This window comes from Amycolatopsis azurea DSM 43854 (genome assembly GCF_001995215.1).
Lineage (GTDB): Bacteria > Actinomycetota > Actinomycetes > Mycobacteriales > Pseudonocardiaceae > Amycolatopsis > Amycolatopsis azurea.
In genome coordinates this window covers 243,434-267,331 of record NZ_MUXN01000004.1, presented here as the reverse complement: position 1 = coordinate 267,331, position 23,898 = coordinate 243,434, and the positions used below count along the sequence as shown (strand labels likewise).

Annotated in this window: 25 protein-coding genes; 6 read left to right on the top strand and 19 right to left on the bottom strand. The window is 67.3% G+C overall.

The genetic code is table 11. From position 1 onward, the window contains the following. Positions 1-87: 87 nt before the first annotated feature. The gene (locus tag B0293_RS07685) at positions 88-1,494 is read right to left on the bottom strand and encodes a DNA primase family protein (RefSeq protein WP_005150295.1); all 1,407 of its coding nucleotides are present in this window, start codon (positions 1,492-1,494) and stop codon (positions 88-90) included. A gap of 659 nt (positions 1,495-2,153) precedes the next feature. After that, positions 2,154-2,348 (bottom strand): helix-turn-helix transcriptional regulator, encoded by a 195-nt coding sequence (locus tag B0293_RS44845; protein ID WP_077241263.1) that lies wholly within the window; start codon positions 2,346-2,348, stop codon positions 2,154-2,156. Positions 2,349-2,511: 163 nt separating this feature from the next. Between B0293_RS44845 and B0293_RS07670 the strand changes: the two genes are divergently transcribed. Next, on the top strand, positions 2,512-3,180 hold the full coding sequence (locus B0293_RS07670; protein WP_143254518.1) for a hypothetical protein: 669 nt from the start codon (positions 2,512-2,514) through the stop codon (positions 3,178-3,180). Continuing rightward, a complete protein-coding gene (locus B0293_RS07665) occupies positions 3,167-4,552 on the top strand; it encodes a tyrosine-type recombinase/integrase (RefSeq protein WP_005150297.1) in 1,386 nt (461 codons plus the stop codon). Before B0293_RS07670 ends, B0293_RS07665 begins: the two co-directional genes overlap by 14 nt. Here B0293_RS07665 and nucS read toward each other — a convergent pair. Further along, complete coding sequence (gene nucS, locus B0293_RS07660) at positions 4,504-5,163, bottom strand: endonuclease NucS (protein ID WP_034308895.1); 660 nt, start codon at positions 5,161-5,163, stop codon at positions 4,504-4,506. The genes B0293_RS07665 and nucS overlap by 49 nt on opposite strands. Positions 5,164-5,200: 37 nt before the next feature. On the opposite strand from nucS, the gene B0293_RS07655 reads away from it, so the two are divergent. Continuing rightward, positions 5,201-5,740, top strand: a complete 540-nt coding sequence (locus B0293_RS07655) for an NUDIX domain-containing protein (protein WP_005150299.1) — start codon at positions 5,201-5,203, stop codon at positions 5,738-5,740. A 4-nt stretch (positions 5,741-5,744) separates the two neighbouring features. Here B0293_RS07655 and B0293_RS07650 read toward each other — a convergent pair whose 3' ends face one another. Continuing rightward, positions 5,745-6,518, bottom strand: a complete 774-nt coding sequence (locus B0293_RS07650; protein ID WP_039915159.1) for an enoyl-CoA hydratase-related protein — start codon at positions 6,516-6,518, stop codon at positions 5,745-5,747. After that, positions 6,491-7,477, bottom strand: a complete 987-nt coding sequence (locus B0293_RS07645) for a GlxA family transcriptional regulator (RefSeq protein WP_005150302.1) — start codon at positions 7,475-7,477, stop codon at positions 6,491-6,493. Before B0293_RS07645 ends, B0293_RS07650 begins: the two co-directional genes overlap by 28 nt. Before the next feature lie 72 nt (positions 7,478-7,549). Between B0293_RS07645 and B0293_RS07640 the strand changes: the two genes are divergently transcribed. Beyond that, complete coding sequence (locus B0293_RS07640; protein WP_005150305.1) at positions 7,550-8,110, top strand: cysteine hydrolase family protein; 561 nt, start codon at positions 7,550-7,552, stop codon at positions 8,108-8,110. A 521-nt stretch (positions 8,111-8,631) separates the two neighbouring features. On the opposite strand, the gene ehuA is transcribed toward B0293_RS07640, so the two are convergent. The 6 genes from ehuA to B0293_RS07610 all read right to left on the bottom strand — a co-directional run bounded on the left by ehuA (position 8,632) and on the right by B0293_RS07610 (position 14,461). Next, the gene (ehuA, locus tag B0293_RS07635; protein WP_005150308.1) at positions 8,632-9,396 is read right to left on the bottom strand and encodes an ectoine/hydroxyectoine ABC transporter ATP-binding protein EhuA; all 765 of its coding nucleotides are present in this window, start codon (positions 9,394-9,396) and stop codon (positions 8,632-8,634) included. A gap of 7 nt (positions 9,397-9,403) precedes the next feature. Beyond that, positions 9,404-10,060 carry an ectoine/hydroxyectoine ABC transporter permease subunit EhuD gene (gene ehuD, locus B0293_RS07630; RefSeq protein WP_005150310.1) on the bottom strand — a complete coding sequence of 219 codons (657 nt, stop codon included), beginning with the start codon at positions 10,058-10,060 and terminating at the stop codon, positions 9,404-9,406. Next, entirely contained in the window at positions 10,060-10,755 is a 696-nt protein-coding gene (gene ehuC / locus B0293_RS07625; protein ID WP_005150313.1) for an ectoine/hydroxyectoine ABC transporter permease subunit EhuC, read from the bottom strand. Before ehuC ends, ehuD begins: the two co-directional genes overlap by 1 nt. Before the next feature lie 13 nt (positions 10,756-10,768). Further along, positions 10,769-11,662 (bottom strand): ectoine/hydroxyectoine ABC transporter substrate-binding protein EhuB, encoded by an 894-nt coding sequence (gene ehuB / locus B0293_RS07620; protein ID WP_005150314.1) that lies wholly within the window; start codon positions 11,660-11,662, stop codon positions 10,769-10,771. A 117-nt stretch (positions 11,663-11,779) separates the two neighbouring features. Continuing rightward, the gene (locus B0293_RS07615) at positions 11,780-13,801 is read right to left on the bottom strand and encodes a protein meaA (protein ID WP_077241262.1); all 2,022 of its coding nucleotides are present in this window, start codon (positions 13,799-13,801) and stop codon (positions 11,780-11,782) included. An 81-nt stretch (positions 13,802-13,882) separates the two neighbouring features. Continuing rightward, the gene (locus B0293_RS07610) at positions 13,883-14,461 is read right to left on the bottom strand and encodes a YdbT family protein (RefSeq protein WP_005150318.1); all 579 of its coding nucleotides are present in this window, start codon (positions 14,459-14,461) and stop codon (positions 13,883-13,885) included. A gap of 128 nt (positions 14,462-14,589) precedes the next feature. Here B0293_RS07610 and B0293_RS07605 point away from each other — a divergent pair, with 128 nt between their 5' ends. Continuing rightward, positions 14,590-15,222, top strand: coding sequence for a LysE family translocator (locus tag B0293_RS07605; protein ID WP_005150321.1), 633 nt, complete (start codon positions 14,590-14,592; stop codon positions 15,220-15,222). A 207-nt stretch (positions 15,223-15,429) separates the two neighbouring features. Here the strand turns inward: B0293_RS07605 and murA are convergent, their stop codons facing one another. Beyond that, positions 15,430-16,704: a UDP-N-acetylglucosamine 1-carboxyvinyltransferase gene (gene murA, locus B0293_RS07600; RefSeq protein ID WP_005150322.1), complete on the bottom strand. Its 1,275-nt coding sequence runs from the start codon at positions 16,702-16,704 to the stop codon at positions 15,430-15,432. A gap of 61 nt (positions 16,705-16,765) precedes the next feature. On the opposite strand from murA, the gene B0293_RS07595 reads away from it, so the two are divergent. After that, positions 16,766-17,338: a cob(I)yrinic acid a,c-diamide adenosyltransferase gene (locus B0293_RS07595; protein WP_005150323.1), complete on the top strand. Its 573-nt coding sequence runs from the start codon at positions 16,766-16,768 to the stop codon at positions 17,336-17,338. 80 nt (positions 17,339-17,418) lie between these two features. On the opposite strand, the gene B0293_RS07590 is transcribed toward B0293_RS07595, so the two are convergent. The 7 genes from B0293_RS07590 to atpA form a co-directional block, all read right to left on the bottom strand. Further along, positions 17,419-17,571, bottom strand: a complete 153-nt coding sequence (locus B0293_RS07590; RefSeq protein WP_005150324.1) for a hypothetical protein — start codon at positions 17,569-17,571, stop codon at positions 17,419-17,421. A gap of 84 nt (positions 17,572-17,655) precedes the next feature. Next, on the bottom strand, positions 17,656-18,891 hold the full coding sequence (gene aroA, locus B0293_RS07585; RefSeq protein ID WP_005150326.1) for a 3-phosphoshikimate 1-carboxyvinyltransferase: 1,236 nt from the start codon (positions 18,889-18,891) through the stop codon (positions 17,656-17,658). Between the two features lie 33 nt (positions 18,892-18,924). Continuing rightward, the gene (locus tag B0293_RS07580) at positions 18,925-19,359 is read right to left on the bottom strand and encodes a DUF2550 domain-containing protein (protein ID WP_039915170.1); all 435 of its coding nucleotides are present in this window, start codon (positions 19,357-19,359) and stop codon (positions 18,925-18,927) included. 25 nt (positions 19,360-19,384) lie between these two features. After that, positions 19,385-19,750: a F0F1 ATP synthase subunit epsilon gene (locus tag B0293_RS07575; protein WP_005150340.1), complete on the bottom strand. Its 366-nt coding sequence runs from the start codon at positions 19,748-19,750 to the stop codon at positions 19,385-19,387. Positions 19,751-19,864: 114 nt separating this feature from the next. Then, positions 19,865-21,289, bottom strand: coding sequence for a F0F1 ATP synthase subunit beta (gene atpD / locus B0293_RS07570; protein ID WP_005150346.1), 1,425 nt, complete (start codon positions 21,287-21,289; stop codon positions 19,865-19,867). After that, on the bottom strand, positions 21,289-22,227 hold the full coding sequence (locus B0293_RS07565; protein WP_005150347.1) for a F0F1 ATP synthase subunit gamma: 939 nt from the start codon (positions 22,225-22,227) through the stop codon (positions 21,289-21,291). The genes atpD and B0293_RS07565 overlap by 1 nt, the downstream gene beginning before the upstream one ends. 11 nt (positions 22,228-22,238) lie before the next feature. Next, positions 22,239-23,876, bottom strand: a complete 1,638-nt coding sequence (gene atpA / locus B0293_RS07560) for a F0F1 ATP synthase subunit alpha (RefSeq protein ID WP_005150349.1) — start codon at positions 23,874-23,876, stop codon at positions 22,239-22,241. Positions 23,877-23,898 lie beyond the last annotated feature (22 nt).

The following is a 23,898-nucleotide window of genomic DNA, read 5'->3' as shown; positions in this document are numbered from 1 at the left end:
AGTTTTGAACTGTTTCCCGTATCCCCCGCGCGCACACACATAAGGGCTTCATACGGAAAACCCTTCGCAACTGTTCACTTCCGCAGGTCAGGACCACATTCCCTCCGTCTCTGCTTCGGTCGCCGCGAGGCCGATTCCGACGTAAACGTACGCACCGCCCGCCCCCCGCTTCTTCTCGAAGCGGTCGGCCATTCGGCGCCCGAACTCGGTCTGCGTCATGGCGGGGTGCCCGTGTTGCATTCCCCACGTAGCCCATGTCTCGAAGAGCGCCTTCGCTTTCACCTTCACCATCGGGCCGGTGACGCATTCGTCGCTCAGGAACTGCGCTAGGGGGTCGCTCTCGCTGCGGTAGGCCTCCGTGCGCTCCTGAACCGCGGGAGGCGGGTTCAACCCCTCGGCCTGATAGTCCTGCCACCCCTCGAAGACCCATGCGAGGACCGCGGGGAGTTGCGCCTTCAGCTTTTCGGGCAGCTTCACGTCGGGTTCCTCGACAGTGACGTCGAAGGGCACCACGCTCAGCCGCCGCCACATGGCACGGTCATCTGCCGAAACGCGCGGCGGGTGGTTCGTGACGTAGAGCAGAGAGTGCGAGGGGGCGAACTCGAACGGATTCTCCCGCATTCTGTTCGCGCGGATGGTGTCGCCGCCCGTCAGTCTTTTCACGGTTCCGGCGGCGATCACATCGCCTTCGTCGGTCTCGGACGTCACCACCAGCCGTGCGCCGTGCAGGTCCGCGAGGAACGTGGCGTGGCGTTCATGTTTGGTCTTCATGATCAGTTTGGGGTCCACGGTGATCCCGTAGTCCCCAAAGGCCGCGAGGACGGCGTCGACGAGGACCGACTTTCCGTTGCCTCCCGTGCCGGTCAGGATCGGCAGCATGTGCTCCCGGACGGTTCCGAGCATCGCGAGACCGAGCACCCGTTGCAGGTACCGCCGGACTTGTTCGTCAGGTAGCACTTCTTGCAGAAAAACGCTGAAGAGCTCCGAGTGGGCATCTGGCCGGACGCTGGTCCCAGCGCACTTCGTGATCATGTTGCGGGGGTTGTGTGGCTGCAAGGCCCCCGTTTCAAGGTTCAGCGTGCCGTTGAGGACGTTGAACAGGTGCGGGTGACTGTTGGTGTGCTCGGCGGAAACCGTCATGGGCTTCATATGTCTCGCCAGTTCGAGCACGCCGACGAAGCCGCCGCTGCTCTCGCACTTCTTCACGTCCGAGAGCAGGGCTTCGCGGTCCTTCTGTGCCATGTCGACGGACTCGTGCCTGATGTCCTTCAGCAGTGAGATCAGCCGGCGGCGGGCCTTGCCGTCCCGGTCCTCTACCCAGTGGGTACCGGACCAGTAATGCCAACCCATCCCGTGGATGTACAGGAGCTGTCCGGAGTACGCGTTGGCGAACCGTTCTGCGATGCGGAGTTGTCCCGTGTGGACTTCTTTCCGGAATGGCAGGACGGCGGCTTCAGCGTCGTCGGCAGGGAGGTAGGTGGTATCGATGCTCACGCGGCGACCCCTTTTTCTCGGGCTTCCACCTGTGCCCAGGAGGCTGCGGCACGCGCGCGGATCTGTTGCGGTGTAAGAGGTTCGGCCGTGAACACGGCCCTGCGCCGCTGAAGCTCACCGTAACTACACTTCCCCGCGAGCCCTTTCGACAGGCTTGCGACCGCGGCCGACGTGTCACGCAAGTCCGCGCGGTGCGTCCACTCGACCCATTCGGCGACTAAGTCCGCGATATGAGGTGAGAGCGTGAGAAGTCGCCAGCAGGCGGCCGCGTGAACGACTGAAGCGAGGCGCCTCGGGTCATCGCCTGGCAGCGCGAACCACTCCTCGGACCCGTACTCCGGCGGGCGCATTAGTTCGAGCATTCGTCACCGTCCATCAGGACGTCGACAATCTGTTCGCCAGAAGGCCCAGAGCAGCGAAGTGGTCGAACGCGACGACATTCGCATTCGTCGTCGCTCGACACGGGTGCGGTGTCGTGGACTTCCACAGGTCACGTCGTCCGCTCAGTGGTACCATCCGCAGCGAAGCGTCTCGCCTGCGCCGCAACTGTTCGGGAATCTGTGCGCTATCGCTTACCCTGGTCGAGTTGGTTGTGGCGTGGTGGCCGCATTGTCTGTCGGGCGGGGCTCCAGCGGGGTCCCGTTCGTCATGTTCGGGGCTCATGCTGCGGCGCCCCCGCCTCTGCACCTTTGCAAGTACGCGTGAACGTCGTTCCAGTCATACCTCGCGTGCCTGCCGACGAGGGTGTACTTGGGTCCGGTGCCGCGGTAGGCCCACTGTTCGAGGGTTCGAGCGGGGAGCCGCAGGAAATCCGCGACTTCTTCCCTGGTCGCGAGCGGTCTCTGGTCTTGCATCGGTGTTACACCTCCCGGTGTCACATCGTTTTGATAGATTAGCCTATCGGCACGATGTCTTGTGATGCAGTAACGATGGCCGCAAGGCGGGAAACTGTCAAGAAGACACGCGCAAGCATCGTGAGCTATTGCGTATCTATCGTTTTGATGCCATGGTGAGCGCATGGCGAAAGCACAAGGTCCCGTGCAGAACATCGGCCCCACCGGGGAGCGCGTCGCGCATAACCTCCGGGCGCTTCGGGGGGTGATGACCTACAAGGAGTTGTCCGATCGACTCGACCGACTAGGGCGACCGATCCCCGTACTTGGGCTCTCGCGCATCGAGAACAATGCGCGCCGAGTCGACGCCGATGACCTGATCGCTCTTGCCCTCGCCCTCAACGTGCCCCCGAACCGCCTGCTGCTGCCGGTAGATGGTTCGAGCGTCCCACTCACGACCACAGTCGAAGAGGATCAGGAGTTCGCATGGCGGTGGGCCTACGGCGAAGAACCGCTTCTGCGTGCGGCGGCAGCCTTGGAGGGTCCCGAGGCGGCATACGACGATCTGTACGAGAGCTTCGTGCGTCGTGGGCGCCCGGACGGCGACCGGCAGCGTGACCAAGATACTGCTGTTCGAGCTGCGGAAGACGTCCTCTATCTGATCAACACGATTGTCGAGAAGCGGCGCCAAGCTGAAGGCGAGGCGCGGCAAGACTCGACTGAAGACCTGCGGCGCAACAACTACGGACGGCAGCCAGATCCCAGGCCGCTACCGGAACGGCTCAAGGGCGCCTTGAAGCGCCTCCTGGCCGAGGTCGACGACATGCCGGAGGCGCACGATGGCAACCGTTGAGGACAGATGGTGGAGACAGGTCAAGGTCGACGGCAAGCCGCTGTTCGACGACGACGACAAGCCGGTCTTGGAGAAGACTGAGCGCTACGGGAAGGGAATGCGGTGGCTTGCGCGGTGGCGTGAGCCCGACAAGCGCGAGCGTAAGAAGTCGTTCGTGAAGAAGACCGAGGCCGAGGCGCACATCGTGCTAGTGGAGGCTGACAAGCTCCGCGGCACGTACATCGACATTCGCGCCGGCGAGATCCTGTTCAGCGCCTACGCCAAGCAGTGGATCCAGCGTCTTGAAGTCGACCTCGACCCGCTGACCATCCAGAACATCGAAGACCGGTTTCGGCGCTACGTCGAACCGTTCCCGCTGTGGCGATCGCAACTGAAGGCGGTCGCAAAGCCCTCGCCCATCCAGAACTGGCTGCGCAGCCTGGGGAAGGTCACCACCTCGAAAGGTGACCCGCTCGCGAAGTCCACCCAGAGCGTCGTCTTCAGCCACGTTTCCGCGATGCTGACCGACGCCGCCGAGAACGAGGTGATCGCGAAGAACCCTTGCCGCTCACGGGTGGTCAAAGCCCCGCGGCCGGATCACGCGAAGATCGTGCCATGGGCGCGCGAGTGGGTCATGGGGGTCCGGAACGCGCTGCCACCCCGGTACAGGATCTTCATCCCCCAAGGCGTGGGCCTCGGGTTGCGGCAGGGCGAGATCTTCGGCTTCTCCCCTGACGACGTCGACTGGCTACGGGGGAAGGCCACCATCCGGCGACAGGTGAAGCTTGTCGGCAACCGGCTGTGCTTCGCCCTCCCCAAGGGGCGCAAGGAGCGGGAGGTCCCTCTATCCCCGACTGTCCGGGACGAGCTCGCGGCCTACATGACCGAGTTCCCCGCGGTGGAGGTGACGCTGCCGTGGGAGCACGGCGAAGGCAAGCCGGTCACGGTGAAGCTGTTCGTCACCACCCGGGAACGCGGGGCCTGCAACAGGAACCACTTCAACGCGAACGTGTGGAAGCGCGCTCTCGACAAGGTGGGCATCCCCTCGGAGCGCGTGAACGGAATGCACGCCTTGCGGCACTTCTTCGCGAGCACCCTGCTTGATGCACGCGAGTCCATCGTCGCCGTCGCCGCTTACCTGGGGCACCACAACCCTGCGGTTACGCTGAAGTACTACGCGCACCTCATGCCGGAGTCCGAGAACCGCACGAAGAGCGCCATCGACGCGATGTGGGCGCCCCAGAACGCCGACGGTTCGTTCACCATCACCGCAGTCGGAGATTCGCCGCGTGCCCCAGGTGTGCCCCAGCTACCGTCCGGACAGGGTTTGACCAGCGGAAACGCTCAGAAGAGGCGGAACTCGTCCGACTCGATGCCGCGAAGCGCGTCGTAGTCCAGCGTGAGGCACCGGATGCCCCGGTCCTCGGCCAGCACCCGCGCCTGCGGCTTGATGATCTGCGCCGCGAAGACGCCCTGCACCGGCGCCAGCAGCGGGTCGCGGTTGAGCAGTTCGAGGTACCGCGTCAGCTGCTCGACGCCGTCGATCTCGCCGCGCCGCTTGATCTCGACGGCGACGCTGGCCCCGTCGGCGTCGCGGGCCATGATGTCGACCGGCCCGATCGCGGTCGGGAACTCCCGCCGCACCAGGGTGTAGCCGTCGCCGAGGGTCTTGATGTGCTCGGCGAGCAGTTCCTGGAGGTGCGCCTCGACGCCGTCCTTCTGCAAGCCCGGTTCCGCGCCGAGTTCCTGGGCGTGGTCGTGGAAGATCTCGTCGATCGTGATGACGAGCTTCTCCCCTTGCTTGTTCTCGACGATCCACAGCTTGCCGTCCTCGATCAGCCAGCACGGCGGGCTCATCCAGTTCAGCGGCTTGTAGGCGCGGTCGTCCGAGTGCACGGACACCGAGCCGTCGGCCTTCACGAGCAACAGCCGGGTGGCCATCGGCAGATGGGCGGTCAGACGGCCGGCGTAGTCGACCTGGCAGCGAGCGATCACTAGGCGCACCCCGCGAGGGTAGGACAAGCACGGCGATACTGTGCGCATGGACCCCGTTCAGCGTGTCAGCTCCCGCGAGGTGTACCGGAACAACTGGATGACCGTTCGCGAAGACGCCGTCCGGCGGCTCGATGGTTCCGAAGGGATCTACGCGGTCGTCGACAAACCCACTTGCGCGGTGATCATCCCGTTCGACGGCGCCTGGTTTCACCTGGTCGAGCAGTTCCGCTACCCGCTCGGGCTGCGGCGCTGGGAGTTCCCCATGGGCACCGCCCCCGAGCTGGCCGACGTCCCGCCGCCGGAACTCGCCGCCCGCGAACTGCGCGAGGAGACCGGGCTGATCGCGGGCTCGATGACCGACCTCGGTGTGACCGACGTGGCCGCCGGCATGTCGAGTCAGCGCGGCCGCGTGTTCCTGGCCACCGATCTCACGCAGGGTGAGACCCAGCGCGAGGTCGAGGAGCAGGACATGCGGACGGCGTGGATCGAGCGCGGCGAGTTCGAAAAGATGATCGCTTCCGGCGACATCACCGACGCGCAGACGCTGGCCGCCTACATGCTGCTGCTCATGCGCGAACGCGGCTGAAGCCTCAGTCCGGCCAGACCGGGGAACGCTTCTCCTGGAAAGCAGCCATCCACTCACGCGCTCCCGGCAGCTGCGACGCCGAGGCCATCACCTCCAGCGCCAGCGCGTAGGCGTCGGCTTCGGGCCGGTCCAGCTGCGCGTAGAGGGTCTGCTTGCCCATCGCCTTGCTCGCCCGGCTGCCCCGCGTCGCGCGCGCCAGCAGGTCGGCGACGGCGTCGTCCAGCCCGGCGTCCGGGACGACGCGGTTCACCAGGCCCCAGTCCAGCGCGGTCGCGGCGTCGACGACGTCGCCGGTGAGCGCCAGTTCCATCAGCCGTTTCCGCCCGATCGAGCGGGCCACCGGCACCGCGGGCGTGTGACAGAACCAGCCGCCCTTGCCACCGGGCAGCGCGAATCCGGCGGACTCCGCGGCGACGGCGAGATCGCACGAGGCCACCAGCTGGCAGCCCGCCGCGGTCGCGAGCCCGTGCACCCGCGCGACGACGACCTGCGGCACCGACTGCATCGTGCCCATCAGGTCCGTGCACAGCCGCAGCAGCTCACGCACGGCCATCAGGTCACGCGCGGCGACGTCACCGAAGTCGTGGCCCGCCGAGAACACCGGTCCGGCGCCCGCGAGGACGATCCCGGTGGCGTCGGTGTCCCCGGCCTCACGGAACGCCGCGAGCAGCTCGGCGAGGTGGTCCGCCGACAGCGAGTTCCGCCGCGCGGCGCGGTTCATGGTGACGGTGACGGTGTCGCCGTCCCGCTTCACGAGGATGTGCTCGTACTCGGCCATGCTTCGACGGTAACCGACCGGAACGTCCGGCGATACGAATCGGGCCCGACGCCGACGTCCGCCCGGAGCCTTCGCCGCAGGTTGGCGGCGGTGCCGAGCCCGGAACGCCGCGCGATCCGCTCGACCGGGAGCTCGGTCGTCTCCAGCAACCGCCGCGCGAGCCGCACCCGCTGCGCGCGCAGCCAGCGTCCCGGCGTCACCCCGGTGGCCGCCGCGAACTCGCGATGGAAGGTCCGCTCGCTCAGCCCCGCGTGGGCGACGAGGTCCTCGACGCCGATGTCGTCGGCGATCCGCTCCAGCGCCCAGTCCATTGTGGACGAAACGCTCGGTCGCGACGGCTTGGGCGGCAACGGGTTGTCGACATACTGACGCTGCCCGCCCTCCCGCGCGGGCGGCATCACGAGCCGCCGGGCGAGAGCGGCCGCGACCTCGGCGCCGTGATCGCGCCGCACCAGGTGCAGGCAGAGATCCAGCCCGCCGACGACACCGGCGGACGTCAGCACGTCACCCTCGTCGGTGAACAGGACGTCCCGTTGGACGACGGCGTCGCGAGCGGCGGTTTCGAGGTCGTCCAGCAGCCGCCAGTGCGTGGTGACGGACCGGCCGTCGAGCAGCCCGGCCGCGGCGAGGGTGAAGGCGCCGGAGCACAGCGACGCCGCGGTGATCCCGGCCCGGTGCGCCTTGCGCAACGCGGCGACGGCGGCCTCGGGCACCTCGGCGTGCGGATCGACCCGGCCCGGCACGAGGACGAGGTCGCAGCCGTCCAGTCCGGTCAGCCCGTGCGTCGCCCCGACCTGGCCGAACGGGTGGATGGTGACCGTGGCGCGGCCGGGCGCGCAGAGCCGGACCTCGAAGGGGCCGATGCCGCTGTCGGTCCGGTCCACGCCCCAGACCTCGCCGATCACGCCGAGGTCGAAGGACCGGCTGCCCGGCAGGAGGAGCACACCCACGGTTCGCATGGCAGAAAAGTACCGCATCGCGCGTCTTCTGCCACTCCCCCGACGGCGCCCGCGGGAACGAAACTCGAAGCCATGACCACTGAAACCAAGGCCCTGCTCGTGATCGACGTCCAGCGCGGCTTCGACAAGCCCGTCTGGGGCCCGCGCAACAACCCCGGCGCGGAGGCCAACATCAAGGCGCTCGTCGACGCCTGGCAGGAGCGCGGGCTGCCGATCGTGCTGGTGCACCACGACTCCGTGAAGCCCGGCTCGTCGCTGAACCCCGGCCAGGAGGGCAACCACTTCAAGCCCGAACTCGACGGCGTGCGCGCGGATCTGGTGTTCGGCAAGAAGGTCAACTCGGCCTTCCACGGCGACATCGACCTCGACGGCTGGCTCAAGACCCGCGGCATCACGTCGTTCGTGCTCGCCGGCATCCAGACGAACTTCTGCTGCGAGACCACCGCGCGCGTCGGCGGGAACCTCGGCTACGACGTGACCTTCGCGCTCGACGCCACGTTCACCTTCGACCTCGCCGGGCCGGACGGGAGCGTCCTCACCGCAGACGAGCTGTACCGGGCGACCGCGACGAACCTGCACGGCGGCGGCTTCGCCACGGTCACCTCGACCAAGGAGATCCTCGGGAGCCTTTGAGGTCTCGCGGCCGAACGGGGTCAAGTGGGTCGTGAGTGGTAAGTGTCGTTAGAACGGCACTTACCACTCACGACCACCTGGACCGACGCTCTCCGCCGCGTGACCGATCGGACGACACCGGTGATCCGACGGACGACACGGGTGATTGAAGGGACGACACGATCGTGGCCGGGGCCCCGACGCGAGTCGTCCGCCTGGACACGTGTGTCGTCCATCCAGTCACGCGTGTCGTCCCTCCCATCACACGAAATCACCCCGGCCGGCTCGGTCCCGACGGCCTGCCCATCTGCCGCACAGCGTGAAGGTCGAGTTTTCCCGGCTGAGCCGTGTGAAGGAGACCTTCGCGCCCGACCTTTGTGGCTGCTGGTGCACATGAAGCGACCGTGGCGATCGCCGATTCCCGACCGACCGCGGTCAGATCCCAGCAGGGTACGCGAGACCCATTTGGCCCTAACCCGAATCGCCACTCACGACCACCTGGACCGACGCCCTCCCGCAGCCGTCTCCTCCTGCGGCCGCCCTCAGGCCCGGTCGATCACGGCTTTGAGGAACCGGCGCGTCCGGTCGTGTTCCGGATCGTTGAACAGCTTCTCCGGCGCGGCGTCCTCAAGCACCTGTCCCCCGTCGAACATCATCACCCGGTCCGAGACGTCCCGCGCGAACTGCATTTCGTGCGTGACACAAAGGATCGTGATGTCGGTGGACGTCGCGATCTCGCGCAGCACGCGCAGCACGTCGGCGACCAGTTCCGGGTCGAGCGCCGAGGTCACCTCGTCCAGCAGCAGCACGTCCGGTCGCATCGCGAGCGCGCGGGCGATCGCGACGCGCTGCTGCTGGCCGCCGGAGAGCCGGGTGGGGTGCGCGTCCTTCTTGTCCTCGAGCCCCACCATCTCCAGCAGTTCGACGGCCCGCGCCTCGGCCTCGTCCCGGGGGACGCCGAGCGAGTGGATCGGCGCCTCGGTGATGTTGCGCAGCACGTTCATGTTGGGGAACAGGTTGAACTGCTGGAACACCATGCCGATCCGCTTGCGCACGTCCCGCAGGTACTTCTCGTCCGCGGGCACCAGTTTCTCGCCGCGTTTCATATGGCTCAGGTAATCGCCGCAGACCTCGATGGTGCCGCCGTCGACCTTCTCCAGGGTCATCAGCAGCCGCAGGATCGTCGTCTTGCCGGACCCGCTCGGCCCGATCAGCGAGACGAATTCCCCTGGCGCGACGGTGAAATCGAGGTCCCGCAGCACGACGTGGTCGCCATAGGACTTGACCACCTGGGAAAACCGGATCATCGGGGAATCAACTGTGGGCGGCACGTCGCTCCAACCTTCTCACCAGAATCGAAGCCGGCAGGCTCACCAGCAGGAACAGCACCCCGGCCAGGGTGTAGGGCTCGGTGACGCGGAACGTTTCGGCACCGACCTCCTTCGCCCTCGCCAGCACGTCGACGACGCCGATCGCCAGCAGCAGCGGGGTTTCCTTGAACATCGAGATCGTGTAGTTGCCGAGCGCGGGCAGCACCCTCGGCACCGCCTGCGGCAGCACCACCGCGGTCCACACCCGCGACCTCGGCAGGTTCAGCGCGGTCGCGGCCTCCCACTGTCCTTTCGGGACGGCCTCGATCCCGGCCCGGTAGACCTCGGCCGAGTAGGTCGCGTAATGCACGCCGAGCGCGATGACACCGGTGACGAACGGGGACAGCGTCATCCCGCCCACCGGCTGGATCACGTAGTAGAGGACGAACACCTGGATCAGCAACGGCGTGCTGCGGACGAACTCGATGAACAGCACGACCGCCTGGGACAGCACGGGAATCCCCGTGCGGCGGAGCAGCGCGAACACCAGGCCGAGCACGTACGCGACCACCGAGCCGAGCAGGGTGATCTCGATGGTGACGAGAAGCCCTTCCAACAGCAGCGGAACCGAATTCGCGGCCGCTTCCCAGCTCCAGTCCATCACACACCTCCCGCGGCGGCGGTCATCTTGGCCGGGGCCCGGCCGAGACGTCGTGCCGCGAACCGTTCCAGCAGCCGCATCCCGCCGGTGATCAGCAGCGCGAGCAGGAGATAGAGCACGAGTTCGGTGCCGTAGATCCAGCCGATCTCGGCACTGAACACCGGCCGCAGCAGTTCGCCTTGGCGCGCCATCTCCGGGACGGCGATGAACGACAGCAGGGCGGTGCTCTTCAGCAACTGGATGAAGAGATTGTTGAACGGTGGCAGCATTTCCGCGAACGCCTGCGGCAGGATCACCCGCCGCATCCGCTGCGCGGGGGTCAGGTTGAGCGCGACGGCGCCCTCGAACTGCGCCCGCGGTACGGAATTCACCGCGCCGCGGACGATCTCCGCGCCATAGGCGCCGTGGTTGAGGCCCAGCACCAGGATTCCGGCGAACATCGGCACCAGCTGGAGGCCGACCAGCACCGGGAGCACGAAGTAGAGCCAGAACAATTGGACGACTTCCGAGGTGCCGCGGAAGATCTCGACGTAGACGCGGGAGATCCCGCGCACCACCCGGGAGGGCGATCTCAGCGCGAGACCGGCGACCAGGGAGAGCACCATGGTGAGCGCGATCCCGCCGAGCGCGGCGGTGACGGTCGCGGTCAGTCCACTGAGGACGGTTGTGACGATGTGCGATACCGACGACGACATGACGTCCGCCCCGTCACACCGCGCAGAGTTTCTCGGTGGTCACGTCGGCCTTCGGCAGGTTGTCCGCCGAGAACCCGAACGGCGTCACGATCTTGGTCCATTCGCCGCTGTCGTGCAGTTTCTTGAGTTCGGCGTTGAACGCCTCGCGCAGCGGGTTGTCGTCCTTGCGGAAGACGAACGCGCCGGCGGAGACGACCGGCTTCCCGTCCTTGACCGGATCGAAGCCCGGGGTCACTTCCGCCGCGGCGCCCGGGCTCTTCGCCAGGACATCCTTGAGGGAGATGTCGGTGAGCGCGGCGCAGTAGACCCGGCCGTCGGTGACCGCGCGGAGCATGTTGTCCTGTGAATCGAGGGTGACGATCTGGTCCTCGGCGACCCCGGAATCGGTGGCGTACCCCTTTTCCACCGCCGCCGAGAGCACCGCGACCTTGACCTTCTTGGCCGCGATGTCCTCGAACTTCAGCACCTGCTGCGGATTCCCCTTGGGTACCAGCAAAGCCGTCAGCGCCGAGTAGTCGGGGATCGAGAAGGCCGCGGCGTCGCACCGCTCCTTCTTGATGTTCATCCCGGCCGCGACGAGGTCGTACTTCCTGGCGTTGAGCGCGGGGATCAGCTGGTCGAACGAGACCGCTTCGGCTTCCACGTTGTCGATGCCCATGGCCTTGAAGACGGCGCGGGCGACTTCCGGCGCTTCACCGGTCACCTTGCCGCTCTGGTCCGTGAATCCGTATGGCGCTTCGTTCGCGATACCGATCTTGATCTTCTTCGCGTCCTTGGCAGCCTGGAGCGCGTCGCCCGAAGACGTCGATGTGCAGGCGGACAACAGAACCGGACCGCCGATCGTCACCGCCCCCAGGACCGCGGACCGCCGGAAGAACTCCCGCCTCGACCACTCGCCGTGCACCATAGCGGCACCTCTTTTCGATTAATCGGTTTAATCGAAACGTAGGTGGGTACCTTTGCGCGGGCAGTGTGAGCGGGTGACGAACCACCTGCCGTTACGGTACCGAGATTTACGGTGACTTTACGTGCTCAGGCCATGGCGCTCCCGCACCAATCCGACAATTCCGTCCATGATGTCGGTGAGTTCGTAGTCCTTCGGCGTGAACACCTTCGCGATTCCCCGCTCCAGCAGGAGCTTCTCGTCGTCGGGCGGGATGATGCCGCCGACGATGACCGGGATGTCGCCCGCGCCCGCGTGCCGCAGCCCGTCCACGACCTGCGGCACGACTTCGAGGTGCGAACCCGAGAGCACCGAAAGCCCGACCACGTGCACGCCCTCCTGGACGGCGGCCGCGACGATCTGCTCCGGGGTGAGCCGGATGCCCTGGTACACCACTTCGAAACCGACGTCGCGCGCCCGCACGGCCACCTGCTCGGCGCCGTTGGAATGGCCGTCCAGACCGGGTTTGCCGACCAGGATCCGCAGCCGTTCGCCGATTTCGGTGCTCGTCGTCTTGACCCTGTCGCGGACCCGGCGGATCTCCTCGTTGCCCTCGCCCGCGGCCGCCGAGGCGGAAACCCCGGTGGGAGCCCGGTATTCGCCGAAGACCTCCCGCAGCGCACCCGACCATTCGCCGGTGGTGACCCCGGCGCGAGCACAGTCGATCGTGGCCTCGAACAGGTTCTCCGACGTCTTCGCGATGGCCTTCAGCTTCTCCAGCGAAGCCTCGGCGGCCGCGTTGTCGCGACGCGTCCGCCATTCCTCGATCGCGGTGACGGCCTGCTTCTCGACGGCCGGGTCGATCGTCTCGATCGCCTTGGCGCCTTCGGCTTGCAGAGGTGAGGGTTCGGTGGTCTCGAACTTGTTGACCCCGACCAGGATCCGCTCGCCGTTCTCCATCCCGCGCCGGAGTTCCGCGAGCGACGCGACGAGCTGCGACTTCATGTAGCCGCTCTCGACGGCCGTGACCGCGCCGCCGAGATCCTGCACCCGGGCGATCTCCTCACGCGCGCCCGCCATGATCTCGTCGACCTTGGCCTGGATGACGTGCGAGCCGTCGAAGATGTCCTCGTACTCCAGCAGATCGGTCTCGAACGCCAGCACCTGCTGCATCCGCAGCGCCCACTGCTGATCCCACGGCCGGGGCAGGCCGAGCGCCTCGTTCCAAGCGGGCAGCTGGATCGCGCGCGCCCTGGCGCCGCGGGAAAGGGAGACCGCGAGCATTTCCAGCACGATGCGCTGGACGTTGTTCTCCGGCTGCGCCTCGGTCAGGCCCAGCGAGTTGACCTGAACGCCGTACCGCAGTCGCCGTGCCTTGGGATCCGTTACGCCGTAACGATCCCGGGTGATCTCGTCCCAGAGCGCGGTGAACGCGCGCATCTTCGACATCTCTTCGACGAACCGGACACCGGCGTTGACGAAGAAGGAGATCCGCGCGACCACCTTGGCCATGTCGGCCTGCTCGACCTGCCCGGAATCCCGGACGGCGTCGAGGACGGCGATGGCGGTGCACAACGCGTACGCGACCTCTTGCGTCGGCGTCGCGCCGGCCTCCTGCAAGTGGTAGCTGCAGATGTTGATCGGGTTCCACTTGGGCACGTGGTGCACGGTCCACGCGATCATGTCGGTGATCAGGCGGAGACTCGGGCCCGGCGGGAAGATGTAGGTGCCGCGGGAGAGGTATTCCTTGATGATGTCGTTCTGCGTGGTGCCGGTGAGCTTGGCCAGCACCTCGTCGACGTCGCGCCCTTCGGCTTCGGCCTGCTCTCGCGCCACGGAGACGTAGAGCGCCAGCAGCCACATGGCGGGCGCGTTGATCGTCATCGACGTGTTGGCCTCGGCGAGCGGGATCCCGTCGAAAAGCCGCCGCATGTCGCCGATGTGCGAGACCGGGACGCCGACCTTGCCGACCTCGCCCTTGGACAGCTGGTGGTCCGGGTCGTAGCCGGTCTGCGTGGGCAGGTCGAAGGCGACCGAGAGCCCGGTCTGCCCCTTGGCGAGGTTGCGCCGGTACAGCTCGTTGGACGCGGCCGCGGACGAGTGGCCCGCATAGGTCCGCATCACCCAGGGGCGGTCCCGTTCACGGTCCGTGGGATAGGGCACGGTACACCTCCGGCGCTGGACGACCGCCTGAGTGTACCGGCCGGTAACATCGCTCGCGCAGTTGAATCAGACACAGTCGGGTCATTCTCCGACGGCCTGGACCTCCGGGGGCTGCTGGCGCTGTCGTGCCTCGTCAACGGCTTTCGCGAGCTTTTCCCGCACCTTCGCCACCTCGCTGACCCCCACGAGGATGACCGGCGGCTCGCGGTCCTTCCCGGAGCCCGCGCCGAAGTTCGCCGACGCCCACGCCAGCACGCCGAGCCTGCCGAACGTGATCGTCCCGGTCTTGCCGGGTCCCGGGGTGACGACGGGATCCGCGAGCCCGGCCAGCTCCACGGAGTCCTCCTTGCGGCGGACCAGCGAACTGGTCGCGATGACCCGGCCGTCCGTCACGGCGTAGGTGGTCGAGGCCAGCCTGAGGTAGCGGATCAGCGGCCTGCCGACGAGATGGAACACGCCCGCGACGGTGAGCACGACCCACGCGGCCTGGTGGAACGCCGTCTCGTGGTTGGCGGAGAAGAACAGCGTGACGCCGCCGAGCAGGAGGAGGCCGACGGGGACGTTGAAGTAGTCGCCGGGATTGAAGAGGGGCCTGCGCACCGGCTGTCCGGCCCAGATGACGCGTTCGCCTGGGAGGAGGTCGATCTGCCCCTCATGCATGGCATCGCACATTACCCGCCGTTCCCGAGCGGGGGCAGCGTCCGATCGTCGGTCGCGCGACGGGTCCGCTTGCCCCGGCACTGTGACGGAAATCCGCGAGACTCCCCCGTTCCCTGCGTCTAGCGTGGGTGACCGTGACATGGAGTTCTTACAGCAGCTATCTGGTCATCGTCATCCTGATCGTCCTCGCACCGGGGCCGGACACGATGGTGATGCTCAAGAACTCGCTGTCCGGCGGCACCCGCGGCGGATTCCTGACCACGGCCGGGATCTTCGTGGCCAACTCGGTCCAGGGCACCGCCGCCGCGCTCGGCCTCGGCGTCGTCATCGCGCAGTCGCAGCCGGTGTTCGTGACGCTCAAGTGGGTCGGCGCCGCCTATCTGGTCTTCCTCGGTTTCCAGGCGCTGCGCGGTGCGTGGCGCGGCGACTACACCGGGGTCGCGGCGGCGAAGCAGCAACGGACGAGCGGGTTCCGCCGTTTCCGTGAAGGCTTCCTCTCCAACATCACCAACCCGAAGGTCCTCGTGCTGTACCTGTCGGTGCTGCCGCAGTTCCTCGACCCGGTGACGACCTCCGCGTGGGACGCGCTGCTGCTCGCCTACACCGTCGCGGTGCTGGGCGCGGTCTGGCTGCTGACGCTGCTGTTCTTCGTGCACCGCGTGCGGTCTTGGCTGGAGCGCCGCAAGGTCCGGCGGGCGCTCGACGGCGTCACCGGTGCCGCGCTGGTCGGCTTCGGCGCGGCCCTGGTACTGGAAAGCTAGGCACGCGCGAGTGGGTCGTGCCGGGTGAACGGCATTCTCCGTGTCGGGTCGATGTGCATGTCCCGAGCGCCACGCTGGGGACACTCACCGTCTCGAGCGTGGCGCTCGCTACGTACTGCCGTGACGTCCGGAGGCGGATGTTCCCAATGTCGCATCTGAGACGCTCAGCGACTCAAATGCGACATTGGGAACAAGGACCGAACGCCGTCAGGCGCGCTCGGGTTCGCCCGCGACGCGCTCGATCCGCGCGCCGAGGCGGTTCAGGTTCTCCACGAAATGCGGGTAGCCGCGGTCGATGTGGAAGACGTCCCAGACCTCGGTGACGCCGTCGGCGCACAGCCCGGCCAGCACCAGCCCGGCGCCGGCGCGGATGTCCGCGGCCCACACCGGAGCGCTCGACAGCTTCTCGACACCGCGGACGACGGCGTGGTGCCCGTCGGTCCGAGCGTCGCCGGAAAGCCGCATCATCTCTTCGATGAACCGGAACCGGGCCTCGTAGATGTTCTCCGTGATCATCGACGTGCCCTCGGACACCGCCGACAGCGCGACCGCGAACGGCTGGAGGTCGGTCGCGAAGCCGGGGTACGGCAGCGTCACCCAGTCGACCGCCTTCGGGCGCTCGTTCTGGACGATGCGGAAACCCTTGTCGTCGAACGTCTCGACCTCGGCACCCGCCAGGCGGAGCTTGTCGAGGACGAGGTCGAGGTAGTGCGGGTTGACGCCGCGGACGGTCAGGTCGCCCCGGGTCATCGCGGCGGCGAACGCCCAGGTGGCGCCGACGATCCGGTCGCCGATCACGCGGTGCTCGGTCGGGTGCAGCTTTTCGACGCCCTCGACGGTCAGGGTCGAGGTCCCCGCGCCTTCGACCTTCGCGCCCATCTCGGTCAGCATCGTGCAGATGTCGACGATCTCGGGCTCGCGCGCGGCGTTGTCGATGACCGTGGTGCCCTCGGCGAGCACGGCGGCCATCAGGATGTTCTCGGTGGCGCCGACACTCGGGAAGTCCAGCCAGATCTGCGCGCCGTGCAGGCCGTCGGCCTTCGCCACGACGCAACCGTGCTCGATGGTGCTGGTGGCGCCCAGTTTGCGCAGGCCGTTCTGGTGCATGTCCAGCGGTCGCGAGCCGATGGCGTCGCCGCCCGGCAGCGCCACGACGGCCTGCTTGAGCCGTCCGACCAGCGGGCCCAGCACGCAGACCGACGCGCGCAGCTTGCCCATCGCGGCCGAATCGGCCCGATGCGACAACTCTGCCGGAGTGGTGATCTTGGCGGTGTCGCCGTCGATGACGACGTCGCAGCCGACGCTGCGCAGGACGTCGGCCATCAGCGGGACGTCCAGGATCTGGGGGCAGTTCGTGATGGTCGTCGTGCCCTCGGCCAGCAGTGCCGCGGCCATCAGTTTCAGGACGCTGTTCTTCGCCCCGACCACGTCGACCTCGCCGACCAGCCGTGCTCCGCCGTGCACGTCGAAGTGCTCGCTCATGGGCGCCAATCATGCCCTCTCGCCCGGATTTGCCTTACGCCGGGCCGGTAGAGTCGGCTTCATGGTCGTTCGCATCAACCGCGTGTACACGAAGGTCGGCGACAACGGCACCACGGCGCTCGGCGACGGCTCCCGCGTGCCGAAGACGTCGCCGCGGCTGGCCGCGTACGCCGACGTCGACGAAGCCAACTCCGTCATCGGGCTCGCGCTCGCGATGGGCGGTCTGTCCGAGGAAATCGCGCAGGTGCTGCGTGGCGTGCAGAACGATCTCTTCGACGTCGGCGCGGATCTGTGCGCGCCGATCGTGGAGAACCCGCCGTACGAACCGCTGCGGATCACCGAGCGGTACATCGAGCGGCTGGAAGGCTGGTGCGACGAGTTCAACGAGCGCGTCCCGAAGCTGACGTCGTTCATCCTGCCGGGCGGCACCCCGGGGGCGGCGTTCCTGCATCAGGCCCGCACGGTCGCGCGGCGGGCGGAGCGCTCCGGCTGGGCGCTGTTCGAGGCCGAGCAGGCCACGACCAACCAGCTGGCGATCAAGTACCTGAACCGGCTTTCGGACCTGCTGTTCATCCTGTCGCGGCTGGCGAACCCGAACGGCGACATCCTGTGGCAGCCCGGCGGCGCGAGCTGAAGGGGACTTTCCCCGCGTAAGACGCAGTGAAGGACGCTTTCCCCGCATCGGATGCGGGGAAAGCGTCCTTCAGCTCGCGTTCAGCCCTGTTCCTGTGCCGCCCAATAGCGCTCGAGGTCGACGTCGGGCGTGCCGTCCTTGCCCGGGTCGATCGCCTTCATCGTGATCGTGTCCTCCAGGGACACGGACTCGGGAAGGTGGCTCCAGCGGTTCGTGTCCTCGCTCTGAGTCATGGAGCGAGAATAGACGCGGATCACGTCCGAAGCCGGGTAGAAATGCCGGTCGGTGAAGATCTCATGTTCGCTTCGGTATGCGAGTCAGAGGCCCCAGGAAGCCCTCAGGGACGCCAGGGCGTCGTGGAACCCCGGGAACGTCTTCTTCACGCAACCCGGGTCGTCCAGCGTGATTCCCGGTGTGCGCAGCCCCGTGACGCTGAACGCCATCGCGATCCGGTGATCGCGCCGGCACTTCACCAAAGCCCCCGTGGGCGCCCCGGGCCGGATCTCGATCCAGTCCCGCCCGGTCTCGACCGGGACGCCCATCGCGCGCAGGTTCTCCTCGCACGCGGCCAGCCGGTCGCATTCCTTGATCCGGGTGTTGTAGACGTCCTCGATCCGCACCGGCCCGTCCGCGAACGGCGCGATGGCCGCGAGCGTCGGCACGGTGTCGGAGATGTCGCGCATGTTCACGGTGACGCCGCGCAGCCCGCCCGTCCCCGTCACGGTCACCGCGTCCGGGCCCACCTCGACGTCCGCGCCCATCTGCCGCAGGACCTCGACGAAGGCCAGGTCCCCTTGCAAAGCGCCTTCGCCCAGCCCCGGCACGGTCACCGACTGCCCGGTCAGAGCCGCGGCCGCGAAGAAGTAGCTCGACGTCGACGCGTCGGGCTCGATCTCGTACCGGCAGGCCCGGTACGGCGTGGGCGGCACGACGAACGTGTCGCCGTCCCGGACGACCTCGACGCCGAAGCGCCGCATCATCGCGATGGTGATCTCGACGTAGGGCACCGAAACGAGGTCGGTGACGGTGATCCGCAATCCCTCCGCGGTCAGCGGCCCGACCAGCAGCAACGCGGTCAGGAACTGCGAGGACAGCCCCGCGTCCAGGGTCAGTTCCCCGCCCTTGATCCCGGCGGCCCGCACCACCAGCGGATGATGCCCCGGTGCACCTTCGAAGGTGAGGTCGACGCCCAGTTCGAGCAGCGCGTCGGTCAGCGGCCCCAGCGGCCGGGCGCGCATCTGCTCGGACGCGTCGAAGCGGAAGGTCCCGTGCCCGGCGGCGGCCAGTGCGGGCAGGAAGCGGGCGGTGGTGGCGCCGTCGCGGCAGAAGACGTCGGCACTGCCGACGGCGGGGCCCTCGGGCCTGCCGGAAATGGTCCACTCCGACTCGGAACGGGAAACCTGATAGCCGAGCCTGAGCAGGCCCTCGGCGAAGCCCTCGGAGTCGTCCGAACGCAGCGGCCTGCTCAGCACGGTCGTGCCGTGGGCGGCGGCCGCGAGGAACAGGCCTCGGGCGGTGATCGACTTCGAACCGGGGATGTCGACGATGGTCACGGCGTGAGCATACGACGTGCCCGCGGAACCGATTCAGGAAGCGCGTGGGAGACGACGCCCCGGAGGAGCGGATTCGAGCCAGGAAAGAAAGCCGGTGAGGGCGCCGGGGCCCATCGCGATCTCGATCGCCTCCTGCGTGGCGGACTCACATCGCAGGACGATCGAACCTTCGGGGACGGCGTACGCCTCCGTGCCGGACGGATCGCGCCGGTCCGCGATCTCCATGCTCGCCCGCTGGAAGACCCGGTCCGGGCCGGTCCGCAGGCTCCACACGCGGAACCAGACGAACTCGTCGCCCTCGTAGCGGCCCAGCCCCAGATGCCAGCTGGACCGCGCCTCGTCCGGACGCCACCGCAGTGCGACGCTCACGCCACCACCGCGGCGCATCCGGACCCACCGCAACGAATACCAGGCCACGACGACGGCCAGGATGGTCAGGGCCCCGAGAACTCCCACTGCGATTTCCACGGCCCGGCCCCTGCCCGTCGCCCGGTCAGACCGACTGACCGGCCGCGCGAAGCTGGGCTGACGCCCTAGCCCGCTCTTGCTCGTCTTCGCCGCCGAGCGCCTTCTTGGCCGCGTCGACGTCGATCTCGTCCGAAAGCTCGGCGCTCTCGGCGAGGATGCTCACGCCGGTCGCGGTGACCGACAGGAAACCGCCGTGCACCGCGGCGGTCACGATCTCGCCGTCCGTGGTCGTCACCTTCACGACGCCACCCTCGACGAGCTGGCCGAGAACCGGCTCGTGACCGGCCATGATGCCGATCTCGCCCTCGGTGGTCTGAGCCACCACGAACGTGGCGGTACCGGACCAGAGACGGCGCTCGACGGCTACCAGCTCGACAGAAATCTCAGCCACGTAGCTTCCCTTCACCTCAGGTGCTGGCACCGAGTGTAATAGTCAACGGTTCCTGTATGCGAACGACGGGACCAGCGTCCACAGTAGACACTGATCCCGCCGCTCATCGGAACATCACTTCTTGGTGATTTCCTTGTACTTCTTCTCGAGGTCTTCGAGGCCACCGATACCCAGGAACGCCTGCTCCGGGTAGTGGTCGAAGTCGCCCTTGGTGATGCGGTCGAAGGACTCGATGGTCTCCGACAGCGGCACGGTCGAGCCCGGGATCTGCGTGAACGCCTCGGCGACCAGCATGTTCTGCGACAGGAACCGCTCGATGCGGCGCGCGCGCTGAACGGTCAGCTTGTCCTCTTCCGACAGCTCGTCCATACCGAGGATCGCGATGATGTCCTGCAGTTCCTTGTACTTCTGCAGGATCCGGATGACCTCGGAGGCCACGCGGTAGTGGTCCTCACCGACGATGGCCGGGTCGAGAATGGTCGACGTCGACGCCAGCGGGTCCACCGCCGGGAAGATGCCCTTCTGGAACACGCCACGCGAAAGCTCCGTGGTGGCGTCCAGGTGGGCGAACGTCGTCGCCGGGGCCGGGTCGGTGTAGTCGTCCGCGGGCACGTAGATCGCCTGCATCGAGGTGATCGAACGACCACGGGTCGAGGTGATCCGCTCCTGGAGCTGACCCATCTCGTCGGCCAGCGTCGGCTGGTAACCCACGGCCGAAGGCATGCGGCCCAGCAGGGTCGACACCTCGGAACCGGCCTGGGTGAACCGGAAGATGTTGTCGATGAAGAGCAGCACGTCCTGGTTCTGCACATCGCGGAAGTACTCCGCCATGGTCAGCGCGGACAGCGCGACCCGCATACGGGTGCCCGGCGGCTCGTCCATCTGACCGAAGACGAGGGCGGTGTCGTTGATGACGCCGTCCTCGGACATCTCCAGGAAGAGGTCGTTGCCCTCACGGGTGCGCTCGCCGACACCGGCGAACACCGAGGTACCGCCGAAGTTCCGGGCGACACGGGTGATCATCTCCTTGATGAGCACCGTCTTGCCCACGCCGGCACCACCGAAGAGGCCGATCTTGCCACCCTCGACGTACGGGGTCAGCAGGTCGACGACCTTGAGGCCGGTCTCCAGCATCTTCGTCTTGCCTTCGAGCTGGTCGAAGGAAGGCGGGTTGCGGTGGATGCCCCAACGCTCGAGGTCGTCGCCGTAGCCGGGCTCGTCGAGGCACTCGCCGAGCGCGTTGTAGACGTGGCCCTTGACCTTGTCGCCGACCGGCACCGTGATGGGGCCGCCGGTGTCGGTGACCTCGGCACCACGCACCAGGCCGTCCTGCGGCTGGAGCGAGATGGTGCGGACGAGGTTGTCACCGAGGTGGCTGGCGACCTCGAGGGTCACCGTCTTGCGCAGCTGCTCGAACTCGATTTCGACCTTGAGCGCGTTGAACTGGTCGGGAACGGAACCGCGCGGGAATTCGACGTCGACGACCGGGCCGGTCACCGAGACGATGCGCCCCTTGGCACGGGCTTCAGTACTGGTCATCAGTCATCACTTCCTGCTGCGGTGAGAGCGTTCGCCCCACCGACGATTTCGGAGATCTCCTGGGTGATCTGCGCCTGGCGGGCCTGGTTCGCCTCCCGCGTCAGCGTGTTCACCAGATCGTTCGCATTGTCCGACGCCGCCTTCATCGCGGTACGGCGGGCAGCGAGTTCGGACGCGGCCGACTCGAGCATCGCCGCGAAGATCCGCGTGTTGATGTACTTCGGCAGCAGCGCGGAGAGCAGCTTTTCGGCACTGGGCTCGAACTCGTAGCTCGGGAGCAGGCTTTCGGGCTTCTCCTCGCCGTCCTCGGTGTACTCGACCTCGAGCGGCGCGACACGCTTGGCGGTCGGACGCTGGGTCAGCATCGAGACGAACTCGGTGTAGACGACGTGGATCTCGTCGACACCCAGGATGCCGTCGGCGTTGCCCGCCTCGTCGTCGGCGCCGTTCAGGAACGACTCGACGAGGAGTTCACCGGCAGCCGAGGCGTTGACGTAACCGGGCTGGTCGGAGAAGCCCGTCCAGCCTTCGCTCACGTCGCGGCCGCGGAACCGGTAGTAGCTCAGGCCCTTGTTGCCGGTCACGTACAGCACCGGCTCCTTGCCCTGCTCACGCAGCAGCGTGAGGAGCTCCTCGGTCGCCTTCAGCACGTTGGAGTTGTACCCACCGCACTGGCCCTTGTCGCTGGTGATCACGAGGACCGCCGCGCGCTTCGGGTTGGCGCGCTCGACCAGCAGCGGGTGGTCGAGGTTGGCCGAGGCACCGGCCAGAGCCGAGAGCACGTTCGTGATCTCGTCGGAGTAGGGCCGGGACGCCGCGACCTTCGCCCGCGCCTTGGTGATGCGCGCGGTCGCGATGAGCTCCATCGCCTTGGTGATCTTGCCGATGGACTTGGTCGCCTTGATACGCGACCGGAGTTCTCGGAGTTGTGCGGCCATGGACTACCAGCTCACTTCTTCGGCGCGGGCTTGTTGACCTTGACGGTCTCCTGCCCGACCTTCTCGGCGTCCATCGCGTCGGAGACCTCGACCAGGCTCTTGCCCTCGGAGGTGGTGAACTCCTTCTTGAACTCGTTCACCGCGTCGACCAGCCCGGAAGCGGTCTCCTTGGAGAACTTGCCCGACTCGCGGATGTCCTTGAGGAGCTCTCCGTGCTTGCGACGCGCGGAGTCGACGAACTCGTCGCGGAAGCGGCGCACGTCCTCGGTCGGAACCGTGTCGAAGTGACCGTTCGTGCCGAGGTACACCGTGACGACCTGCTCCTCGACCGGGAGCGGGGAGTACTGCGGCTGCTTGAGCACCTCGTACAGGCGGGCACCACGCTCGAGCTGCGCCTTCGACGCGTCGTCGAGGTCCGAGGCGAAGGCCGCGAAGGCCTCCAGCTCGCGGTACTGCGACAGGTCGATACGGAGCGAACCCGAAACGTCCTTCATCGCCTTGACCTGCGCGGCACCACCCACGCGGGAAACCGAGATACCCACGTCGATGGCCGGGCGCTGACCGGCGTTGAACAGGTCCGACTGGAAGAAGCACTGACCGTCGGTGATCGAGATGACGTTGGTCGGGATGTACGCCGACACGTCGTTCGCCTTGGTCTCGATGATCGGGAGACCGGTCAGCGAGCCCGCGCCCAGCTCGTCCGAGAGCTTCGCGCAACGCTCGAGGAGACGGGAGTGCAAGTAGAAGACGTCGCCGGGGAAGGCTTCACGGCCCGGCGGGCGACGCAGCAGCAGCGAGATCGCGCGGTAGGCGTCGGCCTGCTTGGTCAGGTCGTCGAACACGATGAGGACGTGCTTGCCCTCGTACATCCAGTGCTGGCCGATGGCCGAGCCGGTGTACGGCGCGATCCACTTGAAGCCGGCGGAGTCCGACGCGGGGGCCGCGACGATGGTGGTGTACTCCATCGCGCCGGCGTCCTCGAGGGACTTCTTCACCGCGGCGATCGTGGAGCCCTTCTGGCCGACCGCGACGTAGATGCAGCGAACCTGCTTCTTCGGGTCGCCGGTCTCCCAGTTGGCCTTCTGGTTGATGATCGTGTCCACCGCGACCGCGGTCTTGCCGGTCTTGCGGTCACCGATGATCAGCTGGCGCTGGCCACGGCCGATCGGGGTCATCGCGTCGATCGCGGTGATACCGGTCTGCAGCGGCTCGGCCACCGGCTGGCGCTCGACCACCGAAGCGGCCTTGACCTCCAGCGGGCGACGCTCGGTGGTCTCGATCTCGCCGAGGCCGTCGATCGGGGCGCCCAGCGGGTTCACGACGCGGCCGAGGTAGCCCTCGCCGACCGGAACCGAGAGGACCTGACCGGTCCGCTTGACCTGCTGGCCTTCGACGACGGTCTCGAAGTCACCGAGGATCGCGGCACCGATGGAGCGCGCGTCCAGGTTCAGTGCGACGCCGAGGACCCCGCCGGGGAACTCGAGCAGCTCGTTGGCCATCGCCGAGGGAAGGCCCTCGACGTGAGCGATACCGTCACCGGCGTCGATGACGACGCCAACCTCTTCCCGGCTCACGTCCGGGGCGTAACTCGAGACGTAGTTCTCGATCGCGCTACGGATCTCATCCGAGGAGATCGTCAGCTCCGCCATTTCAATCCCGCTCTCGCTTCGT

Bases quoted from the DNA above. Each gene is read 5' to 3' on its own strand.
- B0293_RS07595 (WP_005150323.1), top strand. From the start codon at position 16,766: ATGGTCGTTCGCATCAACCGCGTGTACACGAAGGTCGGCGACAACGGC.
- ehuA (WP_005150308.1), bottom strand. From the start codon at position 9,396: ATGATCCGGTTTTCCCAGGTGGTCAAGTCCTATGGCGACCACGTCGTG.
- B0293_RS07650 (WP_039915159.1), bottom strand. From the start codon at position 6,518: ATGGCCGAGTACGAGCACATCCTCGTGAAGCGGGACGGCGACACCGTC.
- atpD (WP_005150346.1), bottom strand. From the start codon at position 21,289: ATGACCAGTACTGAAGCCCGTGCCAAGGGGCGCATCGTCTCGGTGACC.
- B0293_RS07640 (WP_005150305.1), top strand. From the start codon at position 7,550: ATGACCACTGAAACCAAGGCCCTGCTCGTGATCGACGTCCAGCGCGGC.
- B0293_RS07590 (WP_005150324.1), bottom strand. From the start codon at position 17,571: ATGACTCAGAGCGAGGACACGAACCGCTGGAGCCACCTTCCCGAGTCC.
- B0293_RS07645 (WP_005150302.1), bottom strand. From the start codon at position 7,477: ATGCGAACCGTGGGTGTGCTCCTCCTGCCGGGCAGCCGGTCCTTCGAC.
- B0293_RS07670 (WP_143254518.1), top strand. From the start codon at position 2,512: ATGGCGAAAGCACAAGGTCCCGTGCAGAACATCGGCCCCACCGGGGAG.
- murA (WP_005150322.1), bottom strand. From the start codon at position 16,704: ATGAGCGAGCACTTCGACGTGCACGGCGGAGCACGGCTGGTCGGCGAG.
- ehuD (WP_005150310.1), bottom strand. From the start codon at position 10,060: ATGGACTGGAGCTGGGAAGCGGCCGCGAATTCGGTTCCGCTGCTGTTG.
- ehuC (WP_005150313.1), bottom strand. From the start codon at position 10,755: ATGTCGTCGTCGGTATCGCACATCGTCACAACCGTCCTCAGTGGACTG.
- ehuB (WP_005150314.1), bottom strand. From the start codon at position 11,662: ATGGTGCACGGCGAGTGGTCGAGGCGGGAGTTCTTCCGGCGGTCCGCG.
- B0293_RS07665 (WP_005150297.1), top strand. From the start codon at position 3,167: ATGGCAACCGTTGAGGACAGATGGTGGAGACAGGTCAAGGTCGACGGC.
- B0293_RS44845 (WP_077241263.1), bottom strand. From the start codon at position 2,348: ATGCAAGACCAGAGACCGCTCGCGACCAGGGAAGAAGTCGCGGATTTC.
- atpA (WP_005150349.1), bottom strand. From the start codon at position 23,876: ATGGCGGAGCTGACGATCTCCTCGGATGAGATCCGTAGCGCGATCGAG.
- B0293_RS07610 (WP_005150318.1), bottom strand. From the start codon at position 14,461: ATGCATGAGGGGCAGATCGACCTCCTCCCAGGCGAACGCGTCATCTGG.
- B0293_RS07565 (WP_005150347.1), bottom strand. From the start codon at position 22,227: ATGGCCGCACAACTCCGAGAACTCCGGTCGCGTATCAAGGCGACCAAG.
- B0293_RS07655 (WP_005150299.1), top strand. From the start codon at position 5,201: ATGGACCCCGTTCAGCGTGTCAGCTCCCGCGAGGTGTACCGGAACAAC.